This is a genomic window from Bacillus cereus group sp. MG1, from assembly GCF_040460035.1.
Lineage (GTDB): Bacteria > Bacillota > Bacilli > Bacillales > Bacillaceae_G > Bacillus_A > Bacillus_A cereus.
The window spans coordinates 1,120,615-1,144,536 of record NZ_JARVGY010000001.1 but is presented as its reverse complement, the minus strand read 5'-3'; the positions used below and the strand labels follow the sequence as shown (position 1 = coordinate 1,144,536).

The window sequence follows — 23,922 nt, the reverse complement described above, 5'->3', positions numbered from 1 at the left end:
TGAAGCTATGTCTGTAGTAGGAGAAGAGAGAAAGCGAACCATTCTTGAAAAGGTAGAATTTAAAGGGAAAGTAAAGGTTTCAGAATTAGCGAGAGAATTTGCTGTATCAACAGAAACGATTCGTCGATATTTAGAAGAATTAGATCGTGAAAAGAAGCTGAAAAAAGTGTATGGTGGAGCTGTTCAACTTCCAGGCGCTGGAGTAGAGGCACCAATGTTAGAAAGAGAAATGCTACATATAGAAGAGAAGAAAAGAATTGGTTATAAAGCAGCGACATTTGTAGAAGACGGTGATGTCATTGCAATTGATGATGGAAGTACACCGCTTCAAATGGTTCCATACCTTGTTCATCGTAAAAACTTAACGATTGTAACAAGTTCATTTCCAGTCGCAACACAATTAATTTCTTCTATTAATAAAAAGATGTTTCACGGTGAAGTTTTGTTTATAGGTGGAAAAGTATCTCCAAAGCATTCGCGTGTATCAGGGTCTATTTCTCAGCAAGTCATACAGCAATTTCATTTTCATAAAGCGTTCGTTTCGATTGATGGGTTATTACCTAGTTTTGGAGTTTCCAGCTTTGAATTAGAGAAAGCGAAATTGTCAGAGGCGATGATGAAATTAGCTGAGAAAACATATATTTTATGTGATCATACGAAGGTAGGCGTGAAAGGGAATTATCGTATAGCAGCAATTTCGCGTATTCAACACGTAATTTGTGATAAAAAAATGCCATATAGCTTTGAAGAAGAACTTAAGAAGCATAATATTCAGTGGACAGTTTGTTAAATACAGTGAAAGCACATAAACTCCCGCCTAATTTTTAGGAGGGAGTTTTATTATCTGTAAATCGTAAAATAAAAGATTTGCAGTTATGCAAAAAGTGGACACATTTTCTCACCTCTTTCATATAATTTACCAATACAAAAAAAGTTGGTCGAAGGAAAGAAGGGAGAACATGTCAGAACGAATATATAATAAACTTGTATTGTACGCGAATATTTTGCAAAAAATCGGTGTCATCAATGAGAAGGAAAAAAGTGAAATTCTTCATACGATAGGTAAAAAAGCCCTTTGAATAAAGGGCTTTTATCAGGCTGTGGAGAAAGTCTTCTCCACAGCCTGTTTTTGTGTCTGAACCTCTTTTTATGTGTCAACACTGATAAAAAGAGGTAAAGGAGAGATTTTTTATGATGGGTGCTTTAAAAAATCATCGTGATAAACGTGTATCTGTTTCTGTAGAAGAGTTGGTTCCACAAGATCATTTCCTTCGTGCGATCGAAGCGACAATTAGTTTTGATTTTATTGAAGAGAAGTTACGCCCTTATTACTGTGAAAACAATGGACGTCCGTCAATCCATCCTATCGTTTTATTTAAAATGATGTTTATTGGATATTTTTACGGTATTCGTTCGGAGCGTCAATTGGAAAAAGAGATTAAAACGAATATCGCCTACCGTTGGTTTTTAGGGTTTTCTCTATCAGATACTATTCCAGATCATTCTACAATCAGTTGGAATCGTCGTACTCGCTTTATTCATACAAATATTTTCGAAGAAATTTTTGATGAGATCGTGAGGCAAGCGACAGAGCACCGGATGGTGGGAGGACGTGCGCTGATGACAGATTCTACGCACATTAAGGCCAATGCTAATAAAAATAAGTTTGTACATAAATATAAAAAAGAAAAGGCAAAGTTTTATATAGATGAACTAGAAGCTGCGGTAATTGAAGATCGTGAGGTACACGAAAAAAAGAATTAAAACCCAGAAAGGAAAGTGATACTCCCACTAAAAAAACTCGTATAAGTACTACGGATCCAGATAGTGGATTTTTAATGAGAGATGGAAAACCGAACGGTTTTCATTTCTTAGACCATCGTACGACTGATGCGAAGTACAATATTATTACAGATACTTATGTAACGGCTGGAAATATGGCAGATTCCGAGCCATATTTAGCGCGTCTACAAGCTCAAATTGATAAATTCGGATTTAAAGTGGAAGCTGTAGCTCTTGATGCAGGCTATTTTACAGGGTATATCTGTAAGAAATTATCGGAGAGAAATATATTTATGGTGATGGGGTATCGCCGATTTGGAAAACGAAATAAAGAAGTACCAAAAAGCCAATTTAAATATGTAGAAGAAATGAATGCATTTGCTTGTCCGGTGGGGTGTATTTTAGAGTATGCGACAACGGATCGTGAAGGATATCGTCACTATAAATCCAACCCAGAAGACTGCGCTGTTTGTCCGCTACGTGAGGTATGTTTTTCAAAGAAACAAAAACAAAAAGTTATCACTCATCATATATGGGAGAAATATAAGGATATCGCTAGAAAAAACAAACTAACAGTTACAGGGAAAAAGTTGTACAAAGTACGCTGTTCAACTATAGAGCGAAGCTTTGCGGACGCCAAAGAACTACATGGCTATCGATATGCTCGATTTCGGGGGCTGAAGTCTGTCCAAATGCAGGCTTATCTCACCGCAACTTGTCAAAACATGAAAAAAATAGCCCTCCATCTGACCAAAAAAGGTCTGGTGGAGGGCTATTTTTTTGAAACTCTATTATTTTATGTTGTTTTTATTCGCTAAAATCAAAATGATTCCAGAGTGTGGGGAACCCTAAAGGGTTTCCCAACACTCTGAAAAAAGCCCTTTGAATAAAGGGCTTTTATATTTTTTTATCTTTAAAAATATAAATTTAATGTAATATTCTCATTGACAATGATAATGATATTCATTATCATTTATTTGTGGATAATTGATAATACTTATCAATTGTAAAGATTATATATGATAGGGGATATTATTTTGAAAAAAAATTACATGAAGGCGCTAGTAGTAGCGACAACATTAGCAATTCCATTTGCTACGTACTCTACTCCAGCATTAGCGGCATTAAAAGTTGAAGCAAATCAATCGGTAGCAGCAGCGAGTGATCGCACGTATGATACTGAGATTAAAATATATAAGGACCAAAAAGATGAGCCATCTATGGTTTCTCAATATATAAAAGATCCTAAAGTAACGATTGCAGCTGGCAAAAAAATTGTCACTGTAACAATGCAAGATAGTGATTATTTTCAATATCTTAGAATAGAAGATAGAAACCAGCCTGGTGTATTTCATGATGTGAAGGTTTTGTCAGAAGATAAGAGGAAGAATGGAACGAAAGTAGTTCAATTTGAAATTGGTGAGTTTGAGAAGAAGCACAATATGCAAATGCATATACTTATTCCAGCTATTGGATATGATCACAAATATCAAGTTCAATTTGAAATTAAAGATCCAACTGTAGGTAACAAAGAAACAGAGAAACCAGATGATAACTCTAATTCAGGCAATACGGAAACGGATAATCCAGTTGATAATCAAAATATGATAACAGATAACAAATTAAGAGAACTTGTGAATAAAAAAGTATTTAATAGAAAAGATTTAAATACACCAATTACGAAAGAAGAGTTATTACAAGTAAAGGATTTGTTTTTAAATACGAATGAGATACTTGATTATAGTGCATTAAAATATATGCCAAATTTAAAATCTTTAACAGTTGCGAATGCGAAGATAAAAGATCCGTCGTTCTTTGCGAACTTAAAGCAATTAAGTCATTTAGCTTTGCGTGGTAATGAATTTTCAGATGTAACGCCACTTGTTAAGATGGATAATTTAGAATCTCTTGATTTAAGTAATAATAAAATTACAAACGTTGCACCACTAGCTGAAATGAAAAATGTAAAAAGTTTATTTCTATCAGGCAACCAAATAGAAGATGTAACAGCATTAGCGAAAATGGAACAACTAGATTACTTGAATTTAGCAAATAATAAAATTACGAACGTTGCTCCATTAAGCGCTTTGAAAAATGTAACATACTTAACTTTAGCAGGTAATCAAATTGAAGATATTAAAGCGTTATATTCATTACCTTTAACAGACTTAGTATTAACACGTAATAAAGTTAAAGATTTATCCGGCATTGAGCAAATGAAGCAATTAGAAGAATTGTGGATCGGGAAAAATGAAATAAAAGATGTTACTCCTCTAAGTAAGATGACACAGTTAAAACAATTACACTTACCTAACAATGAGTTAAAGGATATTACGCCATTATCAAGTTTAGTAAACTTACAAAAGCTTGATTTAGAAGCGAATTATATTTCAGACTTATCACCAGTTAGTAATTTGAAAAAATTAGTATTTCTAAGTTTTGTTGCAAATGAAATCCGTGATGTCCGACCAGTTATAGAACTAAGTAAGACGGCTTATATTAATGTCCAAAATCAAAAAGTATTTTTAGAGGAAACAGAAGTAAATAAAGAAGTAAAAGTACCTATATATGAAAAAGATGGTGAGGTTTCTACGAAAATCCGTCTGAAGAGCGATAACGGTACGTATAGTAATGGTGTAGTGAAATGGAGTACACCAGGTGAGAAAATATATGAATTTGGTGTGAAAGATCCATTCGCGGATACAGGAATTTTCTTTACAGGGTCTGTTATTCAAAATGTAGTAGAAAGTAAAGACGGTAATACGTCTAAAGAAGATGAGAAAACAGAAGTGATAGAATTTAAAGATGTACCAAAGGGACATTGGTCAGAAGAAGCAATTAATTACTTAGCGAAAGAAAAATTATTTATAGGCTATGGAAATGGTGAATTTGGATTTGGTGATAACATTACTCGTGGACAAGTAGCTCTTCTAATACAAAGGTATTTAAAATTAGAAAATAATCTAGTACCAAAAACGGCATTTACAGATACGAAAGGAAATATGTATGAAACGGCTATTGATGCAGTGGTTCAAGCTGGAATTATGACAGGCTATGGAAATGGTATGTTCCGTCCAGATGGAGTATTAACTCGATATGAAATGTCAGTAGTATTACAAAGAGTATTTCAGTTAAAAGAAAATGAAAATAGTGCAGAGAATTTTAAAGATATACCAAATGACCATTGGGCGAAAGGATATGTGAAAGCTTTAGTGGATAATAAAATATCAAAAGGCGATGGGGAAGGGAATTTTTTAGGAGATAATTTCGTAACACGTGAACAATATGCACAGTTTTTATATAATGCAATAAATAAATAAAGTGAAACTTTAATCAGTGGGGGTTTTGTTCATTCCCCACTGATTATTAGCCCTCACTAATCGGGCTGCCCGTTAATGCGGAATAAAAAATGAGGAAAATACGCTATTCTTTAATTAAAGAGTAGCGTATTTTTATGTACAAAATGAAATAGGAAATAGATAGGAGTATAGACATATGAATAGCCTATTTTAAAGAAGAACCACGAAACTATATTGACAAAAAAGCGTTCTCATGTGATAATTCAATTAATTTTTAGAATAATCAAAAAATATTCCTTTTACATAGAAAGGATTCGAACCTTATATGAATATTATGCCGGGGGTGACGAAATGTTATTTTTTCTGAAGAAATGGAATGAATTAAAAGATGTGAAATCTGAATTGGCACTTCGTGATTGGTTTTATGGTACCAAAATTAGCTTATCGCTATGTACGTCAAAAGAGCCGTTAACATTCTTAGTAAATGTTGAAGGAAGAGATAAAGGGCTATTTTCGGAAGAAGATTTTATTGTCGTAAATTGCATGTGCGAGTCAGTATTTGAAAATGAAGAAAAACCAGCTGCAGAGTCATTTATGCATGCGGATATTTATAAAAAAAGTAGTGCAGGATGTATTTTACAAGTGCAGACTGTAGATAGTCATTTAATATCAGAGTTATATGGGGAAGAAGGAGAAGTAACGTTCGATAAACGCAGTGTGGAGCGTGTTTTCGGAAAAGAAGGTATAACAGAAATGACAATTCCAATTGTAGAAGATGAAAAAAAATTCGCTGATTTATTAGAAAGGAATGTTCCGAATTTCATTGAAGGTGGAGGAGTAGTTCTTGTTCATAATTACGGCATGATTGTGTGGGGAAAAACGCCAGAAGAGGCGAAAAAATGGCTAGAGGGTATAGAATATTTAATGAACTATCATGTAAAGTTATTAATGATTAAGGGGGCAAGGAGCTCTGTTATATAAAAATGGATGTGATATAGCTACAAGTTAATAAATAAATGAAAGCGTTTTAAAAATAATTTCACTCATAAAATATAGGTCTCCTTATTATATATAGATTACATGTTGACATGTAAGGAGGAACATATTTTGCGAGTTAAATATCATTTTCTGCCAAAGCAGCAAGTAACATTTTGCAAAATAAATGATTCTGGTGAAGAGGCACTGCAAATGATGAACGAAACGGGATTTCGAGCCATCCCGGTATTAGCAGAAGATGAGAAGAAATTCACGGGGATTATTTATAAAGTAGATTTATTAGAAAAAAAATGCAATAGCGGATTAGAGCATGTAAGTGCAGGGGATATGCTCTACGATTCCAATGCATTTATTTTTGAAAAGGATTCCTTCTTCAGAGCCTTTTATGTAATTCGTCGGCTTCCGTTTTTAGCCGTGCTAAATGATTATAATGAATTTGTCGGTATGTTAACGCATTCGAATATATTTGATGTTATTGAAGATTCATTTGGTATGCGAACAGGTGGTTATATATTAACAATTGCAACACAAGATTGTAAGGGAACGATTAAAGAGCTTGGGACATTGTTAAAAGCATATAATATCGGTGGCCTATTTACGCTAGATAACGGTGATCAATATATCCGCCGCGTTATTGTAAATATATCAGATGAGTTAGATGAAACAAAATTAAAGCAATTAATCGGAAAAATAGAGAAAAAAGGATTCAGAGTGAGTCACGTAGATTATATTTAAGTTAAAAAGAAAAGTACCTATCTGTTATATATAGATAGGTACTTTTTTGTCCCACTATTTGTGGGTAGTAAAATCCACGCCTCAAAATTTGGTGAAAGCAAAGAAGTTAGGTGGGCGGGTGTTACCTGTAAAAGCCCAATTGGTGAGGCTGATTATATGTGAGTAATGAACTTTATTTTGAAACAGGAGGCGGGGATAATGCTAGATCAGATAAGAAAATAAAGTCTGCATGCTCACGAATTTTAGGGATAGAAGTTTCAATAACGCGTGATGTAATTTCACCTGGGGGGCCCACATGCCCGATAGCTACCATAATAGGTTTTTCTTGAATTTTTTTGATGAGTAATTGGGCTTGTTTTGAAATATGTCCTGCTGTATACACATCATCAAAAAATAGTTGGTTTTCAATAATAGGAACTCCTAATTCTTTTCCGATTTTTGGGACGACACTATTAGGATTCGTTTTACTATCTAAGTAAAATAAACCGTGTTTTTTACAAGCAGCAAGTATAAGGCGAACAATTCTTTCATCCGCTGTTACTTTTGACCCCATATGATTGTTCATTCCAATTGCATGCGGTACTTCTTGAATGGCTTGTTCAAGTCGGTTGTTTATTTCTTCATCGCTTAAATCAGTTGTAATTGCTTTCGGCCCAAGCCATTCTTTTTTACCTTTTATAGGTTCCATTGGCATATGTATAATAACTTCATGGCCTTTCTTATGGGCAGCTATTGCGTCTTCTTTTGTGGAAGGAAGAAAAGGCATAACAGCAACAGTGAGTGGAATGGGAAGTGATAACATTTGATTAGTCCCCTTCATATTATTACCGAAATCATCAATGACAATAGCAACTTTATTCGTATGAGCATTTGCTTGAATAGGAAATAAGAAAGACGGTAAAAACAAAACAATGATGAATAATGCAATCGTATATTTTCGCATATAAATATTTCCTTTCTATTGTTATCCTGCTATTTGTGGGTAGTAAGACTCCCACCTCAACATTGGGCTGGATAGGTGGGAGATTAACTGCCTACCCGATTGGTGAATGCTAATTATCAGTGGGGGCTGAACAAAAAAACACTGATTAAAGTTTCACTTTATCAATCATCATTATGTTTTGCTTTTTTATATAAATTAAACAAAAAATGTCGAAGAAAAGTAGGTGGAAAATTAAGAATCCCCGGTTTACGTAGAATTTATAAAAAAAGAAGATGAAAAAAATGTCTATTATTGCGAATGTATTTACAAAGATAGAATAATTTGTAATAATTCTCAAAGTGAGGGTAAAGATTTGTAAATTACAGGGAGAAAATGTTAAATTTTCTGATTCTTCAAATTTGCATATGATTAAGTAGTTAAAAAAAGTCAATGGAGAAGTGAAGTTAAGAGCATGGAAGTATAATAAGGGGGATATGGATGTTTACTGTAAAAAGGAAGTACACATTAGAAAAGCTTTCACGTGATATTCATATGAAACGTGAAGAAATGATTCAACTAGGATTAACAAGTGGGCTAAATAGTAGGGAGACAATTCAAGTTAGTCAAGAATTGGACAAGCTTATTTTACAATATCAATGTTATAAAGAAAAACAAACACCGAAATGGTTTTCAATTATAAAAATACCTATTTTCCAAATCGGGTATGAAGGAAAATCAAATAATTTTTGGCGAATGCTTGTGGCTGGTTTTATGAAATAAGTATAATTACCCTTATAGGATAAGGATAATTATACTATGTGTAACGGAATTTCGATATGAACTGTCGTTCCTTCATTTTCTGTACTGTCGATAAAAATATGCCCATTATACATCTCTACAATTCGTTTACATATGACAAGTCCAAGACCTGTTCCAGTATCTTTATTAGTAAAGAACGGATGAAAGAGGTGTTTTTGAATATGTTGCGGAATCCCTTTTCCAGTATCTGTAATATGCAGTTGTGCGTGTGTTTCATTGTTTTTTACTACAATGGTTAGTGTATCATTAGAAGTCATGGCCTCAATTGCATTTTTGGTAATGTTTAAAACCACTTGTTTCATATGGTCTTTCGAACAACGGATATGAACAGGATGGTCTGGCAAATGTAAATGGAATACAATGTTATGTAAATTCGCCTCAGATTGAATAATTAATGCTACCTCATTTAGAATTGTTCTTACATCATATGTTTGTTCGATGATGGCGGTTGGCTTTCCTAGAATAAGAAATTCACTTACAATTTCATTGATTCGCTCTATTTCTTGTTCAATTACGGAAAAGTAGAACTGATCTTGTTCATCTTTATATTTCTCTTTTAATAGAGCGACGAGTCCTTTAATTCCAGTAAGAGGATTACGGATTTCGTGTGCTGTACTCGCTGCAAAAGTTCCAACTAATTCAATTTTCTGTAGTTCATTTTGTTGTCTTTCAAGTTTTGTTTGACGTTTTAACAACATATATTGAGCAAGCAAAAATAAAATAGACATTAAAAATAAAGTAGCTATACACTCTATTGCAACCCACTGGTATAAGGTTTTTTGATGAATGGGTAATGGAGAAACAGAGACCTTCCAATTTAATCTTTGGAGTGGGGTAGTAAGCATATTAGAATGCGTATCACTTGTGTCGTTATTATCATCGGTTAGAAAAACTACATCATGTTTATCAGTTACCTCAAAATGGTATTGTGGTTTAATGGCATTTAAAGAAGAGGAAATGTAATCAAAGCGTAAACTAGCTAATAATAATCCTGAGAGCTCCTTCTGTTTATTAAATATGGGGGCAGCAATCATAATAGCTTTATGTCCAAGAACGCGATCAGTAATGACTGATGATACAGTGGTTTTTTTAGTTTGGAGCGCGTCTTGAATATATTTACGGTCTGAAACATCTATAGGCTTTGATTCATCTTCAGATGCGATTGTAATGACTCCTTCTGGTGTAGCGTAATATAGACCAGAAAAGCGTGCATCGTTTCCATCTGTATCATGTACAATTTGTTTAATGCCATTTATATTACCAGTCTCGGTGCCTACAACTTTTGCAAGCATGTCTAAAGCAGAAATTGCTTCACCAAGATGATGATCCAAATAATCTCTATATAAAAAGAGAACTGTATGAGCAGATAATTTGTTTTCCTGTTTCATTTTATATGTATGATACGAATAAAATGTAGCACCAATCCCTATTGTCGGTAGGATAACAAGCAATATATATATAATTATGCTTTGGAATTTGACTTTCAAATGTGGTACTCCTTCTTTTTTTATTATCATTATATATAAACTATGTTAAAATTGTCATGTTTTTATTCAAGAATGATTTTTAATATATTAGGGGAGAGGAAATGGATGAGTGAATGCTCATTCGGAATTCACATGAAGTATGAAGTGGTATTTTCTTTTTATTGCTGAGAATTTAAGTGAAGGGTTGAAAGTTGTATGACATCAAATAATGAACGAGAAGATATTTCTCAATCTTTAAAAGTATTTATTGCATTATCTCGTGTACATCGTTCTGTTATGGATACTACAAATAAATCTATACAAAGTAACGGGTTAAATCCAACTGAATTTGCTGTATTAGAACTGCTATATCATAAAGGCGGTCAACCACTCCAGCAAATTGGTGAGCGCATTTTAATAGCTAGTGGCAGCATTACATATGTTGTAGATAAGTTGGAGAAAAAGGGATTAGTAAAGAGAATCCCATGTCCGAATGACAGACGTGTTATTTACGCGCAATTAACTGAGTCTGGCGAGAACTTTATTGCTTCTATTTTTCCGGGGCATGAGAAAGTTATACATCAGTCTTTTGAAATGTTAACGAAAGATGAAAAAGATGAATTACTTGATTTATTAAAAAAAATTGGGAAGTATGAAAAATAATATGTTCCAAAGGAGCTTTGGATAAATAAATCCAAGGCTTTTTTATTTGTAATGAACTCATGGCAGTCACTGCCGAAATTTGTTGGAAATTAAGAGGGGATTCGAGAATACGTATTGAATTATAATAAAGGTATGTAATGGAGAGGAGGCTCGTTCATGTCATTTAAAGACTATGAATATAAACGCCCAAATATTGAAGAGTTAAAAGAGAAATTTACTGTTGCTTTAGAGAAGTTTGATAACGCAAAAACTGTAGAAGAACAAAAACAAGTCATTCATTCAATTAATGAGATTCGCAACGATTTTGGTACAATGGGAAACCTTTGTTACATTCGCCATTCTGTTGATACGACGGATACTTTTTATAAGGAGGAGCAGGATTTCTTTGATGAATTCTCTCCAGTTGTACAAGGATATGGTACAAAATATTATAAGGCACTCATTAATTCTCCATTTCGTGAAGAATTAGAGGCGTATTATGGAAAACAATTATTTGCTCTAGCAGAATGTGATTTAAAAACATATTCAGATGAAGTCGTGAAAGATTTACAATTAGAAAATAAATTATCATCGCAATATACACAGTTATTAGCATCTGCAAAAATTGACTTTGCTGGAGAAGAAAGAACGTTATCGCAACTGATTCCGTTTATGCAAGGAAAAGAAAGAAGCGAACGTAAAGCAGCAAGTGAAGCATACTACGGATTTTTAGCTGGAATTGAGGAAGAACTAGATCGTATTTATGATGAGCTTGTTAAAGTGAGAACGAAAATCGCAAAATCTTTAGGTTTCAAAAACTTTGTTGAACTTGGATATGCAAGAATGTACCGTACAGATTATAATGCGGAGATGGTGGCTAATTACCGTCAGCAAGTGCTAGATTATATCGTTCCCGTTACAACGGAATTAAGAAAGCGACAACAAGCACGTATCGGTGTAGAGAAGTTAGCTTATTACGACGAAAACTTTGAGTTTGCTACAGGTAACCCAACTCCAAAAGGAGATGCGGATTGGATTGTTGATCATGGAAAGACAATGTATAAAGAGTTATCGATTGAAACAGATGAATTTTTCAATTTCATGCTAGATAATGATTTATTAGATTTAGTTGCGAAAAAAGGAAAAGCTGGTGGCGGATATTGTACATATATTGAGAATTATAAAGCGCCATTTATTTTCTCAAACTTCAATGGAACATCTGGTGACATTGATGTATTAACACATGAAGCAGGTCATGCTTTCCAAGTATATGAAAGTCGTAAATTTGAAATTCCAGAATATAATTGGCCAACATATGAGGCATGTGAAATCCACTCTATGAGTATGGAATTCTTTACATGGCCATGGATGAAGCTATTCTTTGAAGAAGATGCAGATAAATATTACTTCTCTCACTTAAGTTCAGCACTTCTGTTTTTACCTTATGGTGTATCTGTTGATGAATATCAACATTATGTATATGAAAATCCTGAAGCATCACCTGAAGAGCGTAAGACAGCATGGCGTAACATAGAGAAGAAATATTTACCACATCGTGATTATGAGGATAATGATTATTTAGAGCGCGGTGGTTTTTGGCAACGTCAAGGGCATATTTATAGCTCACCGTTCTATTATATTGATTACACGCTTGCTCAAATTTGTGCGCTACAATTTTGGAAACGTGCAAGAGATAATAGACAAGAGGCTTGGGAAGATTATGTGAATCTGTGCCAACAAGGTGGAAGTAAATCGTTCTTAGAATTAGTAGAAGTTGCAAATTTAACATCACCATTTGCTGAAGGCTGTGTGAAAAGTGTTATTACAGAAATTGAAGCATGGTTACATGCGATTGACGACACAAAATTGTAAAAAACATGCGCTTTTTTTCACATGTTTAACATCGACATAATGGGAAAATGATGAGATAATAAAAGAAAATTCAGAATACTAAAGAGGTGTTTCTAATAAGGAGCACCTCTTTTCACAAACAAAAGGGGGGAACAAGTATGCTTCAATCTAATATGGATGTAAGTTTAGAAAGTTTAGTAAACTCATTACAGTCTACTCGAAGCACGCTATTATCAGAAATTGAAATGTTAAATGACACAGAAGTGAATGTAAAGCCACGCCGTGATAAATGGAGCATTATTCAAATTTTACACCACTTGCATTTAGTTGAACAATCTGTCACGTCTGCCCTTGTATATGCTTTACAAAAAAAGGAAAGAAACATGACTCCATTTAAAGACCTCCAACTTACGCTTGATCGCACACATAAACGAGAAGCTCCTCAGCAAATGCAACCAACAGAAACTTTAATGAAAAAACAGCAAGGAATTCAATTGCTAGAACATTCACGCCAAGAACTATTACACGCGCTTCATAGTGTTATAGATGAAAAAGATTTATTTGAAAATGGATTAAAGCATCCTGTTTTTAATGATCTGAATTTGTATCAATGGGTTCAATTTCTTGATTTGCATGAACAAAGACATCTTACGCAGTTAAAAGAGGCGAAACATGCAATTTTGCAACGCTAAAGTGGAAGAAGTGGGAAACCACTTCTTTTTTGATACGTGCATAGTTTTCTTTCTTATTTTGGAATACTACATGGAGAAAGAAAAGAAGGAGTTGAAAAAACATGTCTAAGAAGAAGCGAGAAGAAGAGCGCGCCTGGAAAGCACGTAAAGAAAATCAACAACCGCACGGAAAAGTGAAAGCTTTTGCTGAATTAGTTGAAGGAACAGAAAAAACGTGATGAGTATTTCATCACGTTTTTTGTATGAGTGGAAAAGTTAATAAAAAGGTTGTACCGATTCCTTTTTCACTTATAATATCAATTTTTCCATTCATAGCTTGAACAACACTGAATACGACCATCATTCCAAGTCCAGTACCTTTTTCTTTCGTTGAATAAAAAGGAGAGCCAAGACGTTTTACTTGTTCTGAATCCATACCGACTCCTGTATCTTTTATATATAACTGAATATGCTTATGATCAGGAACTAATGTGAAATAAAGATCACCGCCTTTTGGCATAGCCTCAATGCAATTTTTTAAAATATTTAATAAACATTGATTTAGTTTTTGCTTTTCACCAGCGATAAAAAAAGAAGTGCTTTGCTTTATATAATGAGTACGTACATTTGTTAAATTAGTAAGCGGTGTAATTAACGACAATGCATGTAGTAATTCTTCTTCTAACTGTAATGTTTGTTCTTTTTCAATGCTTGGTTTAGCAAAGGTTAAATAATCTGTAAGAACATGATTTGCTTGTTCGATGCCGTTAATGGCAATGTCGATATACAATTTTCGTTCCTGCTCAGTACAGGTATCTGATTGTAACAGTTGTAAAAAACCTTTCGTTGAAGTTAATGGATTGCGAATTTCATGAGAGATAGACGCTGCCATTTCACCAATTAAATGAAACTTTTCAGCATTTATAAGTTCGTTTTGGAGACGAACTTGAGTTTGTAATATGTGCAGTAAATATAAAATTAGAATCGTACCAAGCATTGAACATAACTCATACACAATAATATGCAGTATATAATCAGTCTTATTTGTAACCTTTGAAAGGAAGAAGGGTATCCAACTAAATCCGTATGTGAGACTGTAGATAATAGCAAGTGTTATTTTTATACGATTAGAAGTTTGATTAAAAAATTTATATGTTAATAGTAGAACAATAAATAGAAGAACAGAACCGATAAGAGATGGGAAAACACCTACCCCACCTAATAATAAGCGATATATGTTTAATACAACTAAGATAGAACCACCAGCAATAGGCCCTCCCGTTAATGTACCGACAATTAATACAATATGGCGCATATCAAATTGAAAACCATTATTTGTTTTTGCTGCAAATGTAATACAGAGTACGGTAGCAAGGCAACAGAGTACAATGAATATAGCTGAATTTAATTTAGGAGAGCGTTTCCCTTTTTGATTCCAAAATAAATGATATACGAGCATTGTAATCAGGATGAATAATATATTTAAAAAGAGATAAATAATAAAGGATTTCAGTGGGATGCCTCCTCTCTTCTTAGATTAAATTAATCATACTATAAAATGAAAGAAATGAAATAATAAATAGCGGAAAAATCAGAAATTTTTACGCTAGTATACAATATGTTACAATAAGCTGTGTCAATGAAAGAAGAAATTCCGTGCATCGCGCGGGAGAGGTTCGCGAACTCCCTCTATAAAAAACTATGGAAACAACAATATCCTTAGGTATTGTTTTGTTTTTTTATTGTGACAGTTCAAGAACGTTCTTTCTTCTTATTTATAGTAGAGAAGGAGAATGAGTGAAATGAAAAAAGAAAAAGCAGTTGTTGTTTTTAGTGGAGGACAAGATAGTACGACATGTTTATTTTGGGCAATAGAGCAGTTTGCAGAGGTAGAAGCTGTAACGTTTAATTACAATCAACGTCATAAGCTAGAAATTGATTGTGCAGCGGAAATTGCAAAAGAACTAGGAATAAAGCATACGGTACTAGATATGAGTCTATTAAATCAACTTGCTCCAAATGCGTTAACCAGAACGGATATGGAGATTACACATGAAGAAGGTGAATTGCCATCGACATTTGTAGATGGACGAAATTTACTCTTCTTATCATTTGCTGCTGTATTAGCAAAACAAGTTGGAGCACGTCATATTGTAACGGGTGTATGTGAAACTGATTTCAGTGGTTATCCAGACTGCCGTGACGTGTTTGTGAAATCGTTAAATGTTACTTTAAATTTATCTATGGATTACCCGTTTGTCATTCACACGCCACTTATGTGGATTGATAAGGCTGAAACATGGAAATTATCAGATGAACTTGGAGCATTTGAGTTTGTTCGAGAAAAAACATTAACATGTTATAACGGAATCATTGGTGATGGTTGCGGTGAATGTCCAGCATGTCAACTTCGTAAAGCAGGATTAGATACGTACCTACAAGAACGCGAAGGAGCGAATAACTAATGGATAACTTTTTTGGATTTCGCATCGTAGAGAATTTGCAAAAAATGGACAAGGATATTCAGCGTAAACAACTCAAATACCATAATAAAAGAGTAATGGTCAGCAAGGAATTTACATTTGATGCAGCACACCATTTACACTGTTATGAAGGGAAATGTAAAAACTTACACGGTCACACATATAAAGTTGTATTTGGAATTAGTGGATATGTAAATGAAATAGGTCTTGCAATTGACTTTGGAGATATAAAAGAAATTTGGAAAAATGAAATCGAAATTTATCTAGATCATCGTTATTTAAACGAAACGTTACCTGCAATGAATACGACTGCTGAAAATATGGTCGTTTGGATTTATGAAAAGATGGCAGAAGCACTAACAAAAGAGAATCGAGTGAACGAATATAAAGGAGCTCGCGTTGAATTTGTTCGTCTATTTGAGACGCCGACTAGTTATGCGGAAGTAAGACGGGAGTGGATGCTTGATGAGTAAAATCCCTGTCTTAGAAATATTCGGTCCGACTATTCAAGGTGAAGGAATGGTTGTAGGGCAAAAAACAATGTTTATTCGTACAGCTGGTTGTGATTATAGCTGTGCTTGGTGTGATTCTGCTTTTACGTGGGATGGATCAGCTAAAGATCAAATTAGACAGATGACACCAGAAGATATTTGGGATGAGCTTGTTGCAATTGGAGGAGAAAATTTTTCTCATGTTACGATTTCAGGTGGAAATCCGGCATTGCTGAAAAATATTGAGTTTCTTCTTTCTATATTAAAAGAAAATGGAATGCGAACGGCAATTGAAACGCAAGGGAGTAAATGGCAAGATTGGTTACTTCAAATTGATGAGGTAACAATTTCTCCAAAACCACCAAGTTCAACGATGAAAACAGATTTTCATAAGTTAGATGCTATTATTGAGAAACTAGCAGGAAAAGATATTAGTTTAAAAGTAGTAGTATTCGATGATCATGATTTTGAATATGCAGTTAAGATGCACGAACGTTATCCAAAGGTACCATTTTTCTTACAAGTAGGAAACGATGATACAAAAACAGTGGATGATGCGATGCTTATAAAAAATTTATTAGATAAGTATGAATGGCTGATTGATAAAGCTGTAAATTGTAAAGAGATGAATGATGCCAAAGTATTGCCTCAGCTTCATGCGTTAGTATGGGGAAATAAGCGCGGCGTATAACGAGAAGGGATGTTTAAAATGACAGGAAGATTAGATGAAGATTTAAAAGATGTAACATTACTAGGGAATCAAAATACAAAATATTTATTTGAATATAGCCCAGAAATATTAGAGGTATTTGATAATAATCATCCAAACCGTGATTATTTTGTAAAATTCAATTGTCCTGAATTTACAAGTTTATGCCCGAAAACAGGACAACCAGATTTTGCAACAATTTATATTAGCTATATTCCAGAGCAAAAAATGGTAGAGAGTAAATCTTTAAAGTTGTATTTATTTAGTTTCCGCAATCATGGTGATTTCCACGAAGATTGCATGAACGTTATTATGAACGATTTAATTAAATTAATGGATCCGCGTTATATTGAGGTATGGGGGAAATTCACACCACGTGGTGGCATTTCAATTGATCCATACTGCAACTACGGGCGCCCAGGTACGAAGTATGAACAAATGGCTGACTACCGCATGATGAACCACGATCTATATCCGGAAACAATTGATAATCGTTAATAGAAAGAAAGGGCCTGTATACTATACAGGCCCTTTCTTTCTATTATATTATGCATTTTGATTAATGACAGTATAGTTTTTATGACTTACAACTGTAAGAGGTTCCATATCTAGTTCTCTAAAATTCTTCATAATTGTTATATCAACAATAACAGAGTTTTGATTTACTTTTTGAACACGGCCTTGCATTCCACCTTTAAATTCGATGATATCTCCAGTTTCTGCGATCTGCATAAGCAACTCTCCTTGTTACAGTTTTCCCAAAAAAAGAATAAATTTGGGTTTTTTTATTTCCTCCTATTTTGAACCATATTTCCTACTTTGTAAATGTTTCCAAAGTAAAAATTCGAAAAATATTCACTTTTTGTAAGAAAATATGTAGAAAATCCATGTTTTTTAGAAAAAATAGCAAAAATGCAAGAATCTTTATATCGAGGTATAATGAAAAAGTAGAATAACCTGCTGAAGTGGGAGAAATTAGAGGCGGTAAAATGATGTTTGAATTTGTGGGGAGTGTTATAGCTTTAATTTTATTTTTATTTTCTTATATGCATTTAAAAAAGATTCGTCAATATGATACGAGTACATATTTTGATGGGATGGATGGTATCCATGCTTCGATAACACATGATAGTGGTGGGGAGATGTAAAGGTATATAACTTTATTTTCTTGCGTGGTATGATGTTTAGAACTAGTGCATAATAGAGTTCATAAGTGATGAATGGAGAGTGAAAAGAATGAAGATTTCTTTTATTCGTCATGGTTGTTTAAGTCGTATAAGAGAACCGATGACAATTAATTCATTTCACGAATGGATGAAACAGTATGATTCCGAGTCAATGATACAAAAAGCTAAAATGCCGATAGAAACAATAGAGGCAATTGAAGCAGCGAAATTTGTCTTAACAAGTGATCAAAGGCGTGCTGTACAATCAGCAGCTGAATTGACGGATTCTTTATCTTTTATGCAAAATTCTCTTTTTAGAGAAGCTGAAGTTCCTTCATGCTTTTTTGCTCCGAAGTGGTTGAAATGCACAATTAAGGTATGGATGTTCATTGGACGAACATTATGGATACTTGGCTACCATAAAGATGTTGAGTCTTATAAGGAAGTAAGAGAGAGGGTAAGGCAAGCGGCTTACCTGTTACATCGTTATGCTCTCGTACATGGAAGTATAGCTCTTGTAGGTCATAATTATGTGAATGTAATGATTGGTGCCGAACTGAGAGCGATGGGATGGTCTGGTTCTCCTATTTTGCACAGAGAGCCATGGGGATGTACAACATATACGTTTCACGAGGCGATGGATGGAAATATATTAAATACAAATTTAACATAAAAGCACACGATTTATATAAATCGTGTGCTTTCTTTTTAAGATATAGAAATTTTGACGTTTAATGGTTTTACGAGATGAGCATAAGGTTCTCCTACTAGCATAACAATTTCATCTTTTTTATAACCTAACTTTTCGTATAGTGAATAGGCGCGTTTGTTTTCTAAATTAACAAGTAAAGCGATTTTTTTATGCCCTTTTTCAGTTGCATAGATTTCGGCAGCTTCAATTAATTTAGAACCTATACCTTTTCCGCCGTGTGCACTTGAAACTGATAATGTATCAATGTAATACTCATCAAGCTCAGCTTCTTTTTCTAACGTAATTGATTCATCTTTATGTAATGCTCTTAAGTGATGTACAATTGGTGCGTCAAGCTGTGTTGCTTCACTACCGTGATAAGCGACAATAATTCCAACTGCACTCTCGTCTTGTTCATAGACAAAACAGTTTTCGTAGCTCAGACGGTTATTTTCTTTTGAGAACCATGTCTCAAGTCCTAGTAATACTTCTGCTTCAACTGTGCTACCTGTGATTTTTTCAGCAATTTCATGCAGAGCATTATACAATAAAGGAGCTATTGCCATTGCATCTGTCTTTTTTGCTTTCCGAATCATAGTATCCCTCCTAGTTCTATTTGTATATTGTAGCATAGTGGTATGGAACTTTGCATAATTGAATGCCGAAATGTTTGATATAGAGAAGTAGCTATGTTAGTATATGATATTTAGTGGACATATAGTAAAACAATATTGTTTGCGAAATAACGAAAATAAAATCATGGCATAACAACGAGATAAAGTGAAACGTTAATCAGTAAGATTTTTTGTTCATTCTACGACTGATTAGTAGTCAACACCAATCGGACTACCTGCAAATAGCGGGATAAATTTACAGTTGTTGACCTATAGAATATAAGATAAAATAAAATATTGCAGAGAGGTGAAATACATGGATAAAGAATTAGCAAATACAATTTTAGATCAGCTAAAAAATGGTGAAATAAAGGAGTATGTTGTTACGAAAGATGTATTTTATACGTTCAGAGAAGTTGTTGTAAATAGAGAAGACTTTAAGCATTTCATTGGTAACGCACAGCGAGGCGGGCAAGTGATTTATACATATTCAGAAACGCCACGTTCATAAAGGAGAATTTTGATCAGCAGGGCATCTCTCACTGATTAGTAGCCTTCACCAAACGGACGTTTCATGCGGGATAAATAAAAGATAAAGGAGAGGGGAATTATGGGCGATTTTAAACAAGGCATTTTACCACATTGGGATTATATGTGGAAAGATAGAGCCGGCAATCGATTTATGGGAATGGTTATGTATCCAGAGAAACGAAAATGTTCAGCAAAAATGCTTCAGAAAATAAAAAGAGCATATGAAGAAGCAATAGAAATTAAAGTAACTGTACAAGTTCAACATACATATCAGTACGTAGAAGGACTGATTGTATACTTTGATGAAGAGGCTCCTGTATGTACAATGCTTGATAAAGATGAAAATCCACATCATATATTTGTAAAAGATATTTTGCGCATTGAGTACTCTGAATAAACTTTTCATAAATAAATTGAAGTTCCATAATAATAATCTTTTTCTATAATAGTTATCTTTTAGTATGTAACGAAAAACGAAAGTATATGTATAATATATTTAATAAGGTAAATTTGATAAATGTAATCGTTTTTTAGAGCAGATTATAGTTTCATATCTGTTCTTTTTTGCGTGATGCTGGAGAAATATATTTCTTCAGCATCTACCGTTTTATGACAAAATATATTGTTAACTTTTTTAAAAATAAGGTTAAATTCGTTGACAACTTTTTTGAAAAGCACTTTATTGACATGAGTTTTAGAATGTTGTTTCATAGTCATTGTATTGAAAAAAAACGGCTATCATGTCGAAAAGTAAAAGTTAAAAAAAGAAAGAATTTATACATATATCTTGTGTCTTATTTTGAAACGTAATACAATATATAGAGAAATCAAGAACAACATATAGAGAATATAGATTTGAGAGGGAGGGTCGGAAATGTTAGTTGCATATGATTCTATGACAGGAAACGTGAAGCGTTTCATTCACAAATTAAATATGCCGGCCGTTCAAATTGATGAAGATCTAGTAATAGATGAAGACTTTATTCTTATTACGTATACAACAGGTTTTGGAAATGTACCAGAACGTGTTTTAGACTTTTTAGAGCGCAATAATGAAAAATTAAAAGGCGTATCTGCAAGCGGCAATCGTAACTGGGGAGACATGTTCGGTGCAAGTGCTGACAAGATTTCTACTAAATATGAAGTGCCTATTGTATCAAAATTTGAGTTATCTGGAACAAATAACGATGTAGAATATTTTAAGGAAAGGGTGCGGGAGATTGCGACACATTGAACTGAATAATGAAATCACGCAAATGCAGGACGGTTTTTATCAGCTTCATAAAGATAAAGAGGCATTAGAAGTCTTTATGGAAGAAGCTAGAGAGAATACCGTTCCTTTTAATAGCGTGGCAGAGCGAATGGAGTATATGAAAGAACATGATTACTATTACAACGTTCTGGACGAGTATAGCTTGGAGGAAGTAGAGGAAGTATATAACATCGCTTATGGTGAAAACTTCGAGTTCCAATCTTATATGGCAGCATCTAAGTTCTACAAAGATTATGCGTTAAAAACGAATGATCAAAAACAATACTTAGAAAGCTATGAAGATCGTGTAGCAATTGTTTCATTATACTTAGGACGCGGTGATGTTTCGAAAGCAAGACAATTCGCAAGCATGATTGTAAAACAAAACTACCAACCAGCGACACCAACCTTTTTAAATGCGGGAAGAAGCAGAAGAGGAGAAATGGTGTCTTGTTTCTTGTTAGAGATGGATGATAGCTTAAATTCAATTGGCTTTAACATTAATACTGCGATGCAATTATCAAAAATCGGCGGGGGAGTAGCTTTAAACTTATCTAAGCTACGCGCACGTGGTGAGCAAATTAAAGGTATCGACAACGCTGCAAGTGGCGTAGTACCTGTTATGAAATTGCTTGAAGATTCGTTTTCATATGCGAATCAGCTTGGCCAACGAAAAGGTGCCGGTGCAGTATATTTAAACATTTTCCATTGGGATATTATTGAATTCCTTGATACCAAAAAAATAAATGCCGATGAGAAGAGCCGTATTCAGTCTCTATCAATCGGAATTATCGTTCCAAGTAAGTTCTTTGAGCTTGCTGAGAAAAACGAACCTTTCCATGTTTTCGCGCCTTATACGGTTTATAAAGAATATGGCAAGCATTTAGATGATATTGACATTGATGAAATGTACGATGAATTAATGAGCAATCCGAAAGTGAAGAAGAAGCCACTAGATATTAGTGCACGTGATATGCTTATTAAAATCGCTATGATTCAGCTTGAGTCTGGTTACCCATACTTAATGTTTAAATCAAATGCAAATAATCAACATCCATTGAAGGATATTGGAACTGTGAAGATGTCGAACTTATGTACAGAAATCTTCCAGCTTCAAGAAACTTCAGAAATAAATGATTACGGTACAGATGACATTATCCGTCGTGATATTAACTGTAACTTAGGATCGTTAAATATTGTAAACGTAATGGAAAATAAAGAAATTCGTGAAGCAGTTCATGCGGGAATGGAAGCTTTAACAGCTGTTTCTGATATGACGATTATTCCGAATGCACCAACTGTGAAAAAAGCAAATGACGAGCTTCATTCAGTTGGACTTGGAGCAATGAACTTACACGGATATTTAGCAAAAAATAAAATCGCTTATGAAAGTGCAGAAGCGAAAGAATTCGCTCGTACATTCTTTATGATGTTAAATTACTATTCTATTGAGAAAAGTATGGAAATCGCTACAGAAAAAGGCGAGACATTTAAAGACTTCGATAAATCTGATTATGCGAATGGCACATACTTCGAAAAGTATGAAACGACAGATTACAGTCCTGTAACTGAAAAAGTTCAGCAACTATTTGAAGGAATTCATATTCCGACAAAAGAAGATTGGACAAGTTTAAAAGAGCAAGTGCAGAAGAATGGTTTATACAACTCATATCGTCTTGCCATTGCTCCAACACAATCAATCAGTTACGTTCAAAATGCAACTTCAAGCGTAATGCCGATCGTAAGTCAAATCGAATCAAGAACATATGCGAATGCGACAACATATTATCCAATGCCGTATTTATCAAAAGATACGTTCTGGTACTATAAATCTTCTTACGATATGAATCAGTTTAAATTAATTGATTTAATCGCAGAAATTCAAGAACATATTGACCAAGGAATTAGTACAATTCTTTACGTTAATAGTGATATTTCAACACGTGAATTAGCACGTTACTACATCTATGCACATAAAAAAGGCTTAAAGAGTCTGTATTATACGAGAACACGTAAATTAAGCGTGGAAGAGTGTGTGGCTTGTACCGTTTAATGGCATATTGCCATACTAAATGAATAACCCAATAGTATGAGCAGGGTTATGAACCCTGCTCATACTTGGTTTGTTCTACTAAACGGTTAGCTTTTCATTGTTAGATGGAAATTTAACCGTTCAGTAGAACAATAATAGATATAGGGGTGATTCAATGCGCGCTGTTAACTGGAATAAAAAGGAAGATGATTTCAGTTTAATGTTTTGGAAGCAAAACATCGCTCAGTTTTGGACAGAAGAAGAAATCGCGGTTTCGTCTGACAAAAATACTTGGGTGCAATTATCGAAAGAAGAGCAAATTGCTTATAAGCGTGTATTAGGTGGTTTAACACTTTTAGATACGAAACAAGGTGGCGAAGGAATGCCACTTGTACTTGTTCATCTTGAAAATTTACAAGCGAAAAGTGTATTAGCTTTCATGGGAGCTATGGAAGAAGTACATGCGAAAAGTTATAGTCACATTTTCACAACATTAGCTACAGAAGAAGAAATTGATGATATTTTTGACTGGGTAGACAATCATCCGTTACTTGAGAAAAAAGCTGGTATTATTACTAGTTACTATCGTCGTTTATTAAAGCCTGAAGTAACGAAAAAAGAGTTATACATGGCAATGGTAGCAAGTGTGTTCTTAGAAAGTTACTTATTCTATAGTGGATTTTTCTATCCACTTTACTTAGCTGGTCAAGGTAAACTGACGGCAAGTGGTGAAATTATTAACCTTATTATCCGTTAACTTATGGCGGCTT

25 protein-coding genes, 1 pseudogene and 1 riboswitch are annotated in these 23,922 nt (G+C 34.0%); of the genes and pseudogenes, 21 read left to right on the top strand and 5 right to left on the bottom strand.

The window, feature by feature from the left end:
- The first annotated feature begins 7 nt into the window (after nt 1-7).
- The 5 genes from QCI79_RS05825 to cbpA all read left to right on the top strand — a co-directional run bounded on the left by QCI79_RS05825 (nt 8) and on the right by cbpA (nt 6,812).
- Complete coding sequence (locus tag QCI79_RS05825) at nt 8-790, top strand: DeoR/GlpR family DNA-binding transcription regulator (RefSeq protein ID WP_000117667.1); 783 nt, start codon at nt 8-10, stop codon at nt 788-790.
- Between the two features lie 401 nt (nt 791-1,191).
- Nucleotides 1,192-2,600 (top strand): IS1182 family transposase gene (locus QCI79_RS05820; protein WP_209291804.1). Its coding sequence is split into 2 segments (ribosomal slippage): nt 1,192-1,750 and nt 1,750-2,600, totalling 1,410 coding nucleotides; the frame shifts between segments, so codons are not numbered across the junction.
- A gap of 201 nt (nt 2,601-2,801) precedes the next feature.
- Nucleotides 2,802-5,102, top strand: a complete 2,301-nt coding sequence (locus tag QCI79_RS05815) for an NEAT domain-containing leucine-rich repeat protein (protein ID WP_031303502.1) — start codon at nt 2,802-2,804, stop codon at nt 5,100-5,102.
- 330 nt (nt 5,103-5,432) lie between these two features.
- On the top strand, nt 5,433-6,062 hold the full coding sequence (locus QCI79_RS05810; protein WP_000896005.1) for a class II aldolase/adducin family protein: 630 nt from the start codon (nt 5,433-5,435) through the stop codon (nt 6,060-6,062).
- Between the two features lie 126 nt (nt 6,063-6,188).
- The gene (gene cbpA / locus QCI79_RS05805) at nt 6,189-6,812 is read left to right on the top strand and encodes a cyclic di-AMP binding protein CbpA (RefSeq protein WP_001264211.1); all 624 of its coding nucleotides are present in this window, start codon (nt 6,189-6,191) and stop codon (nt 6,810-6,812) included.
- Between the two features lie 172 nt (nt 6,813-6,984).
- On the opposite strand, the gene QCI79_RS05800 is transcribed toward cbpA, so the two are convergent.
- Entirely contained in the window at nt 6,985-7,755 is a 771-nt protein-coding gene (locus tag QCI79_RS05800) for a divergent polysaccharide deacetylase family protein (protein WP_001234107.1), read from the bottom strand.
- A 477-nt stretch (nt 7,756-8,232) separates the two neighbouring features.
- On the opposite strand from QCI79_RS05800, the gene QCI79_RS05795 reads away from it, so the two are divergent.
- The gene (locus QCI79_RS05795; protein ID WP_000495536.1) at nt 8,233-8,514 is read left to right on the top strand and encodes an aspartyl-phosphate phosphatase Spo0E family protein; all 282 of its coding nucleotides are present in this window, start codon (nt 8,233-8,235) and stop codon (nt 8,512-8,514) included.
- A 29-nt stretch (nt 8,515-8,543) separates the two neighbouring features.
- Here the strand turns inward: QCI79_RS05795 and QCI79_RS05790 are convergent, their stop codons facing one another.
- A complete protein-coding gene (locus tag QCI79_RS05790) occupies nt 8,544-10,040 on the bottom strand; it encodes a DUF3149 domain-containing protein (RefSeq protein ID WP_000865053.1) in 1,497 nt (498 codons plus the stop codon).
- A gap of 195 nt (nt 10,041-10,235) precedes the next feature.
- On the opposite strand from QCI79_RS05790, the gene QCI79_RS05785 reads away from it, so the two are divergent.
- From QCI79_RS05785 to QCI79_RS05770, 4 genes are all read left to right on the top strand, one after another.
- Complete coding sequence (locus tag QCI79_RS05785; RefSeq protein ID WP_000203336.1) at nt 10,236-10,682, top strand: MarR family winged helix-turn-helix transcriptional regulator; 447 nt, start codon at nt 10,236-10,238, stop codon at nt 10,680-10,682.
- Between the two features lie 156 nt (nt 10,683-10,838).
- The gene (locus tag QCI79_RS05780; RefSeq protein ID WP_000008572.1) at nt 10,839-12,533 is read left to right on the top strand and encodes a M3 family oligoendopeptidase; all 1,695 of its coding nucleotides are present in this window, start codon (nt 10,839-10,841) and stop codon (nt 12,531-12,533) included.
- Between the two features lie 137 nt (nt 12,534-12,670).
- Nucleotides 12,671-13,204, top strand: a complete 534-nt coding sequence (locus QCI79_RS05775; protein ID WP_000941970.1) for a DinB family protein — start codon at nt 12,671-12,673, stop codon at nt 13,202-13,204.
- Between the two features lie 101 nt (nt 13,205-13,305).
- Nucleotides 13,306-13,422, top strand: a complete 117-nt coding sequence (locus tag QCI79_RS05770; protein WP_000038355.1) for a DUF6254 family protein — start codon at nt 13,306-13,308, stop codon at nt 13,420-13,422.
- A gap of 11 nt (nt 13,423-13,433) precedes the next feature.
- On the opposite strand, the gene kinB is transcribed toward QCI79_RS05770, so the two are convergent.
- On the bottom strand, nt 13,434-14,642 hold the full coding sequence (kinB, locus tag QCI79_RS05765) for a sporulation sensor histidine kinase KinB (RefSeq protein WP_000964152.1): 1,209 nt from the start codon (nt 14,640-14,642) through the stop codon (nt 13,434-13,436).
- Between the two features lie 206 nt (nt 14,643-14,848).
- Nucleotides 14,849-14,892, top strand: a riboswitch (PreQ1 riboswitch).
- A 93-nt stretch (nt 14,893-14,985) separates the two neighbouring features.
- On the opposite strand from kinB, the gene queC reads away from it, so the two are divergent.
- The 4 genes from queC to queF are packed head-to-tail and all read left to right on the top strand — an operon-like array spanning nt 14,986 to nt 17,364.
- Nucleotides 14,986-15,648: a 7-cyano-7-deazaguanine synthase QueC gene (queC, locus tag QCI79_RS05760; protein WP_000711595.1), complete on the top strand. Its 663-nt coding sequence runs from the start codon at nt 14,986-14,988 to the stop codon at nt 15,646-15,648.
- Complete coding sequence (queD, locus tag QCI79_RS05755) at nt 15,648-16,139, top strand: 6-carboxytetrahydropterin synthase QueD (protein ID WP_000368414.1); 492 nt, start codon at nt 15,648-15,650, stop codon at nt 16,137-16,139. Before queC ends, queD begins: the two co-directional genes overlap by 1 nt.
- On the top strand, nt 16,132-16,848 hold the full coding sequence (queE, locus tag QCI79_RS05750) for a 7-carboxy-7-deazaguanine synthase QueE (protein WP_000036296.1): 717 nt from the start codon (nt 16,132-16,134) through the stop codon (nt 16,846-16,848). Before queD ends, queE begins: the two co-directional genes overlap by 8 nt.
- Nucleotides 16,849-16,866: 18 nt before the next feature.
- Complete coding sequence (gene queF / locus QCI79_RS05745; protein WP_001986050.1) at nt 16,867-17,364, top strand: preQ(1) synthase; 498 nt, start codon at nt 16,867-16,869, stop codon at nt 17,362-17,364.
- A 48-nt stretch (nt 17,365-17,412) separates the two neighbouring features.
- Here the strand turns inward: queF and QCI79_RS05740 are convergent, their stop codons facing one another.
- Entirely contained in the window at nt 17,413-17,598 is a 186-nt protein-coding gene (locus tag QCI79_RS05740) for a YkvS family protein (RefSeq protein ID WP_001165082.1), read from the bottom strand.
- Between the two features lie 260 nt (nt 17,599-17,858).
- On the opposite strand from QCI79_RS05740, the gene QCI79_RS05735 reads away from it, so the two are divergent.
- Nucleotides 17,859-18,014: a hypothetical protein gene (locus tag QCI79_RS05735; RefSeq protein ID WP_000461432.1), complete on the top strand. Its 156-nt coding sequence runs from the start codon at nt 17,859-17,861 to the stop codon at nt 18,012-18,014.
- An 88-nt stretch (nt 18,015-18,102) separates the two neighbouring features.
- Nucleotides 18,103-18,705 carry a histidine phosphatase family protein gene (locus tag QCI79_RS05730; RefSeq protein WP_000703098.1) on the top strand — a complete coding sequence of 201 codons (603 nt, stop codon included), beginning with the start codon at nt 18,103-18,105 and terminating at the stop codon, nt 18,703-18,705.
- Nucleotides 18,706-18,740: 35 nt separating this feature from the next.
- On the opposite strand, the gene QCI79_RS05725 is transcribed toward QCI79_RS05730, so the two are convergent.
- Complete coding sequence (locus tag QCI79_RS05725) at nt 18,741-19,319, bottom strand: GNAT family N-acetyltransferase (RefSeq protein WP_000619548.1); 579 nt, start codon at nt 19,317-19,319, stop codon at nt 18,741-18,743.
- Between the two features lie 334 nt (nt 19,320-19,653).
- On the opposite strand from QCI79_RS05725, the gene QCI79_RS05720 reads away from it, so the two are divergent.
- The 5 genes and pseudogenes from QCI79_RS05720 to QCI79_RS05700 all read left to right on the top strand — a co-directional run.
- The gene (locus QCI79_RS05720; RefSeq protein WP_000356684.1) at nt 19,654-19,848 is read left to right on the top strand and encodes a hypothetical protein; all 195 of its coding nucleotides are present in this window, start codon (nt 19,654-19,656) and stop codon (nt 19,846-19,848) included.
- A 99-nt stretch (nt 19,849-19,947) separates the two neighbouring features.
- Nucleotides 19,948-20,265, top strand: a complete 318-nt coding sequence (locus QCI79_RS05715) for a hypothetical protein (protein ID WP_000502197.1) — start codon at nt 19,948-19,950, stop codon at nt 20,263-20,265.
- Between the two features lie 477 nt (nt 20,266-20,742).
- The gene (nrdI, locus tag QCI79_RS05710; protein WP_000959447.1) at nt 20,743-21,102 is read left to right on the top strand and encodes a class Ib ribonucleoside-diphosphate reductase assembly flavoprotein NrdI; all 360 of its coding nucleotides are present in this window, start codon (nt 20,743-20,745) and stop codon (nt 21,100-21,102) included.
- Entirely contained in the window at nt 21,089-23,173 is a 2,085-nt protein-coding gene (nrdE, locus tag QCI79_RS05705; protein ID WP_001215839.1) for a class 1b ribonucleoside-diphosphate reductase subunit alpha, read from the top strand. Before nrdI ends, nrdE begins: the two co-directional genes overlap by 14 nt.
- Before the next feature lie 154 nt (nt 23,174-23,327).
- Nucleotides 23,328-23,906 (top strand): annotated as a pseudogene (locus QCI79_RS05700) (ribonucleotide-diphosphate reductase subunit beta); the annotation flags it as partial.
- Nucleotides 23,907-23,922 lie beyond the last annotated feature (16 nt).

What these genes read in the sequence shown, in the direction of transcription:
- QCI79_RS05720 (WP_000356684.1), top strand. Translation starts at nt 19,654, where the DNA reads ATGGATAAAGAATTAGCAAATACAATTTTAGATCAGCTAAAAAATGGT.
- QCI79_RS05725 (WP_000619548.1), bottom strand. Translation starts at nt 19,319, where the DNA reads ATGATTCGGAAAGCAAAAAAGACAGATGCAATGGCAATAGCTCCTTTA.
- QCI79_RS05775 (WP_000941970.1), top strand. Translation starts at nt 12,671, where the DNA reads ATGCTTCAATCTAATATGGATGTAAGTTTAGAAAGTTTAGTAAACTCA.
- QCI79_RS05770 (WP_000038355.1), top strand. Translation starts at nt 13,306, where the DNA reads ATGTCTAAGAAGAAGCGAGAAGAAGAGCGCGCCTGGAAAGCACGTAAA.
- queD (WP_000368414.1), top strand. Translation starts at nt 15,648, where the DNA reads ATGGATAACTTTTTTGGATTTCGCATCGTAGAGAATTTGCAAAAAATG.
- QCI79_RS05740 (WP_001165082.1), bottom strand. Translation starts at nt 17,598, where the DNA reads ATGCAGATCGCAGAAACTGGAGATATCATCGAATTTAAAGGTGGAATG.
- QCI79_RS05735 (WP_000461432.1), top strand. Translation starts at nt 17,859, where the DNA reads ATGTTTGAATTTGTGGGGAGTGTTATAGCTTTAATTTTATTTTTATTT.
- QCI79_RS05795 (WP_000495536.1), top strand. Translation starts at nt 8,233, where the DNA reads ATGTTTACTGTAAAAAGGAAGTACACATTAGAAAAGCTTTCACGTGAT.
- QCI79_RS05800 (WP_001234107.1), bottom strand. Translation starts at nt 7,755, where the DNA reads ATGCGAAAATATACGATTGCATTATTCATCATTGTTTTGTTTTTACCG.
- QCI79_RS05780 (WP_000008572.1), top strand. Translation starts at nt 10,839, where the DNA reads ATGTCATTTAAAGACTATGAATATAAACGCCCAAATATTGAAGAGTTA.
- QCI79_RS05825 (WP_000117667.1), top strand. Translation starts at nt 8, where the DNA reads ATGTCTGTAGTAGGAGAAGAGAGAAAGCGAACCATTCTTGAAAAGGTA.
- nrdI (WP_000959447.1), top strand. Translation starts at nt 20,743, where the DNA reads ATGTTAGTTGCATATGATTCTATGACAGGAAACGTGAAGCGTTTCATT.
- QCI79_RS05785 (WP_000203336.1), top strand. Translation starts at nt 10,236, where the DNA reads ATGACATCAAATAATGAACGAGAAGATATTTCTCAATCTTTAAAAGTA.
- queC (WP_000711595.1), top strand. Translation starts at nt 14,986, where the DNA reads ATGAAAAAAGAAAAAGCAGTTGTTGTTTTTAGTGGAGGACAAGATAGT.
- QCI79_RS05810 (WP_000896005.1), top strand. Translation starts at nt 5,433, where the DNA reads ATGTTATTTTTTCTGAAGAAATGGAATGAATTAAAAGATGTGAAATCT.
- queE (WP_000036296.1), top strand. Translation starts at nt 16,132, where the DNA reads ATGAGTAAAATCCCTGTCTTAGAAATATTCGGTCCGACTATTCAAGGT.
- QCI79_RS05730 (WP_000703098.1), top strand. Translation starts at nt 18,103, where the DNA reads ATGAAGATTTCTTTTATTCGTCATGGTTGTTTAAGTCGTATAAGAGAA.
- queF (WP_001986050.1), top strand. Translation starts at nt 16,867, where the DNA reads ATGACAGGAAGATTAGATGAAGATTTAAAAGATGTAACATTACTAGGG.
- QCI79_RS05715 (WP_000502197.1), top strand. Translation starts at nt 19,948, where the DNA reads ATGGGCGATTTTAAACAAGGCATTTTACCACATTGGGATTATATGTGG.
- kinB (WP_000964152.1), bottom strand. Translation starts at nt 14,642, where the DNA reads ATGCTCGTATATCATTTATTTTGGAATCAAAAAGGGAAACGCTCTCCT.
- QCI79_RS05815 (WP_031303502.1), top strand. Translation starts at nt 2,802, where the DNA reads ATGATAGGGGATATTATTTTGAAAAAAAATTACATGAAGGCGCTAGTA.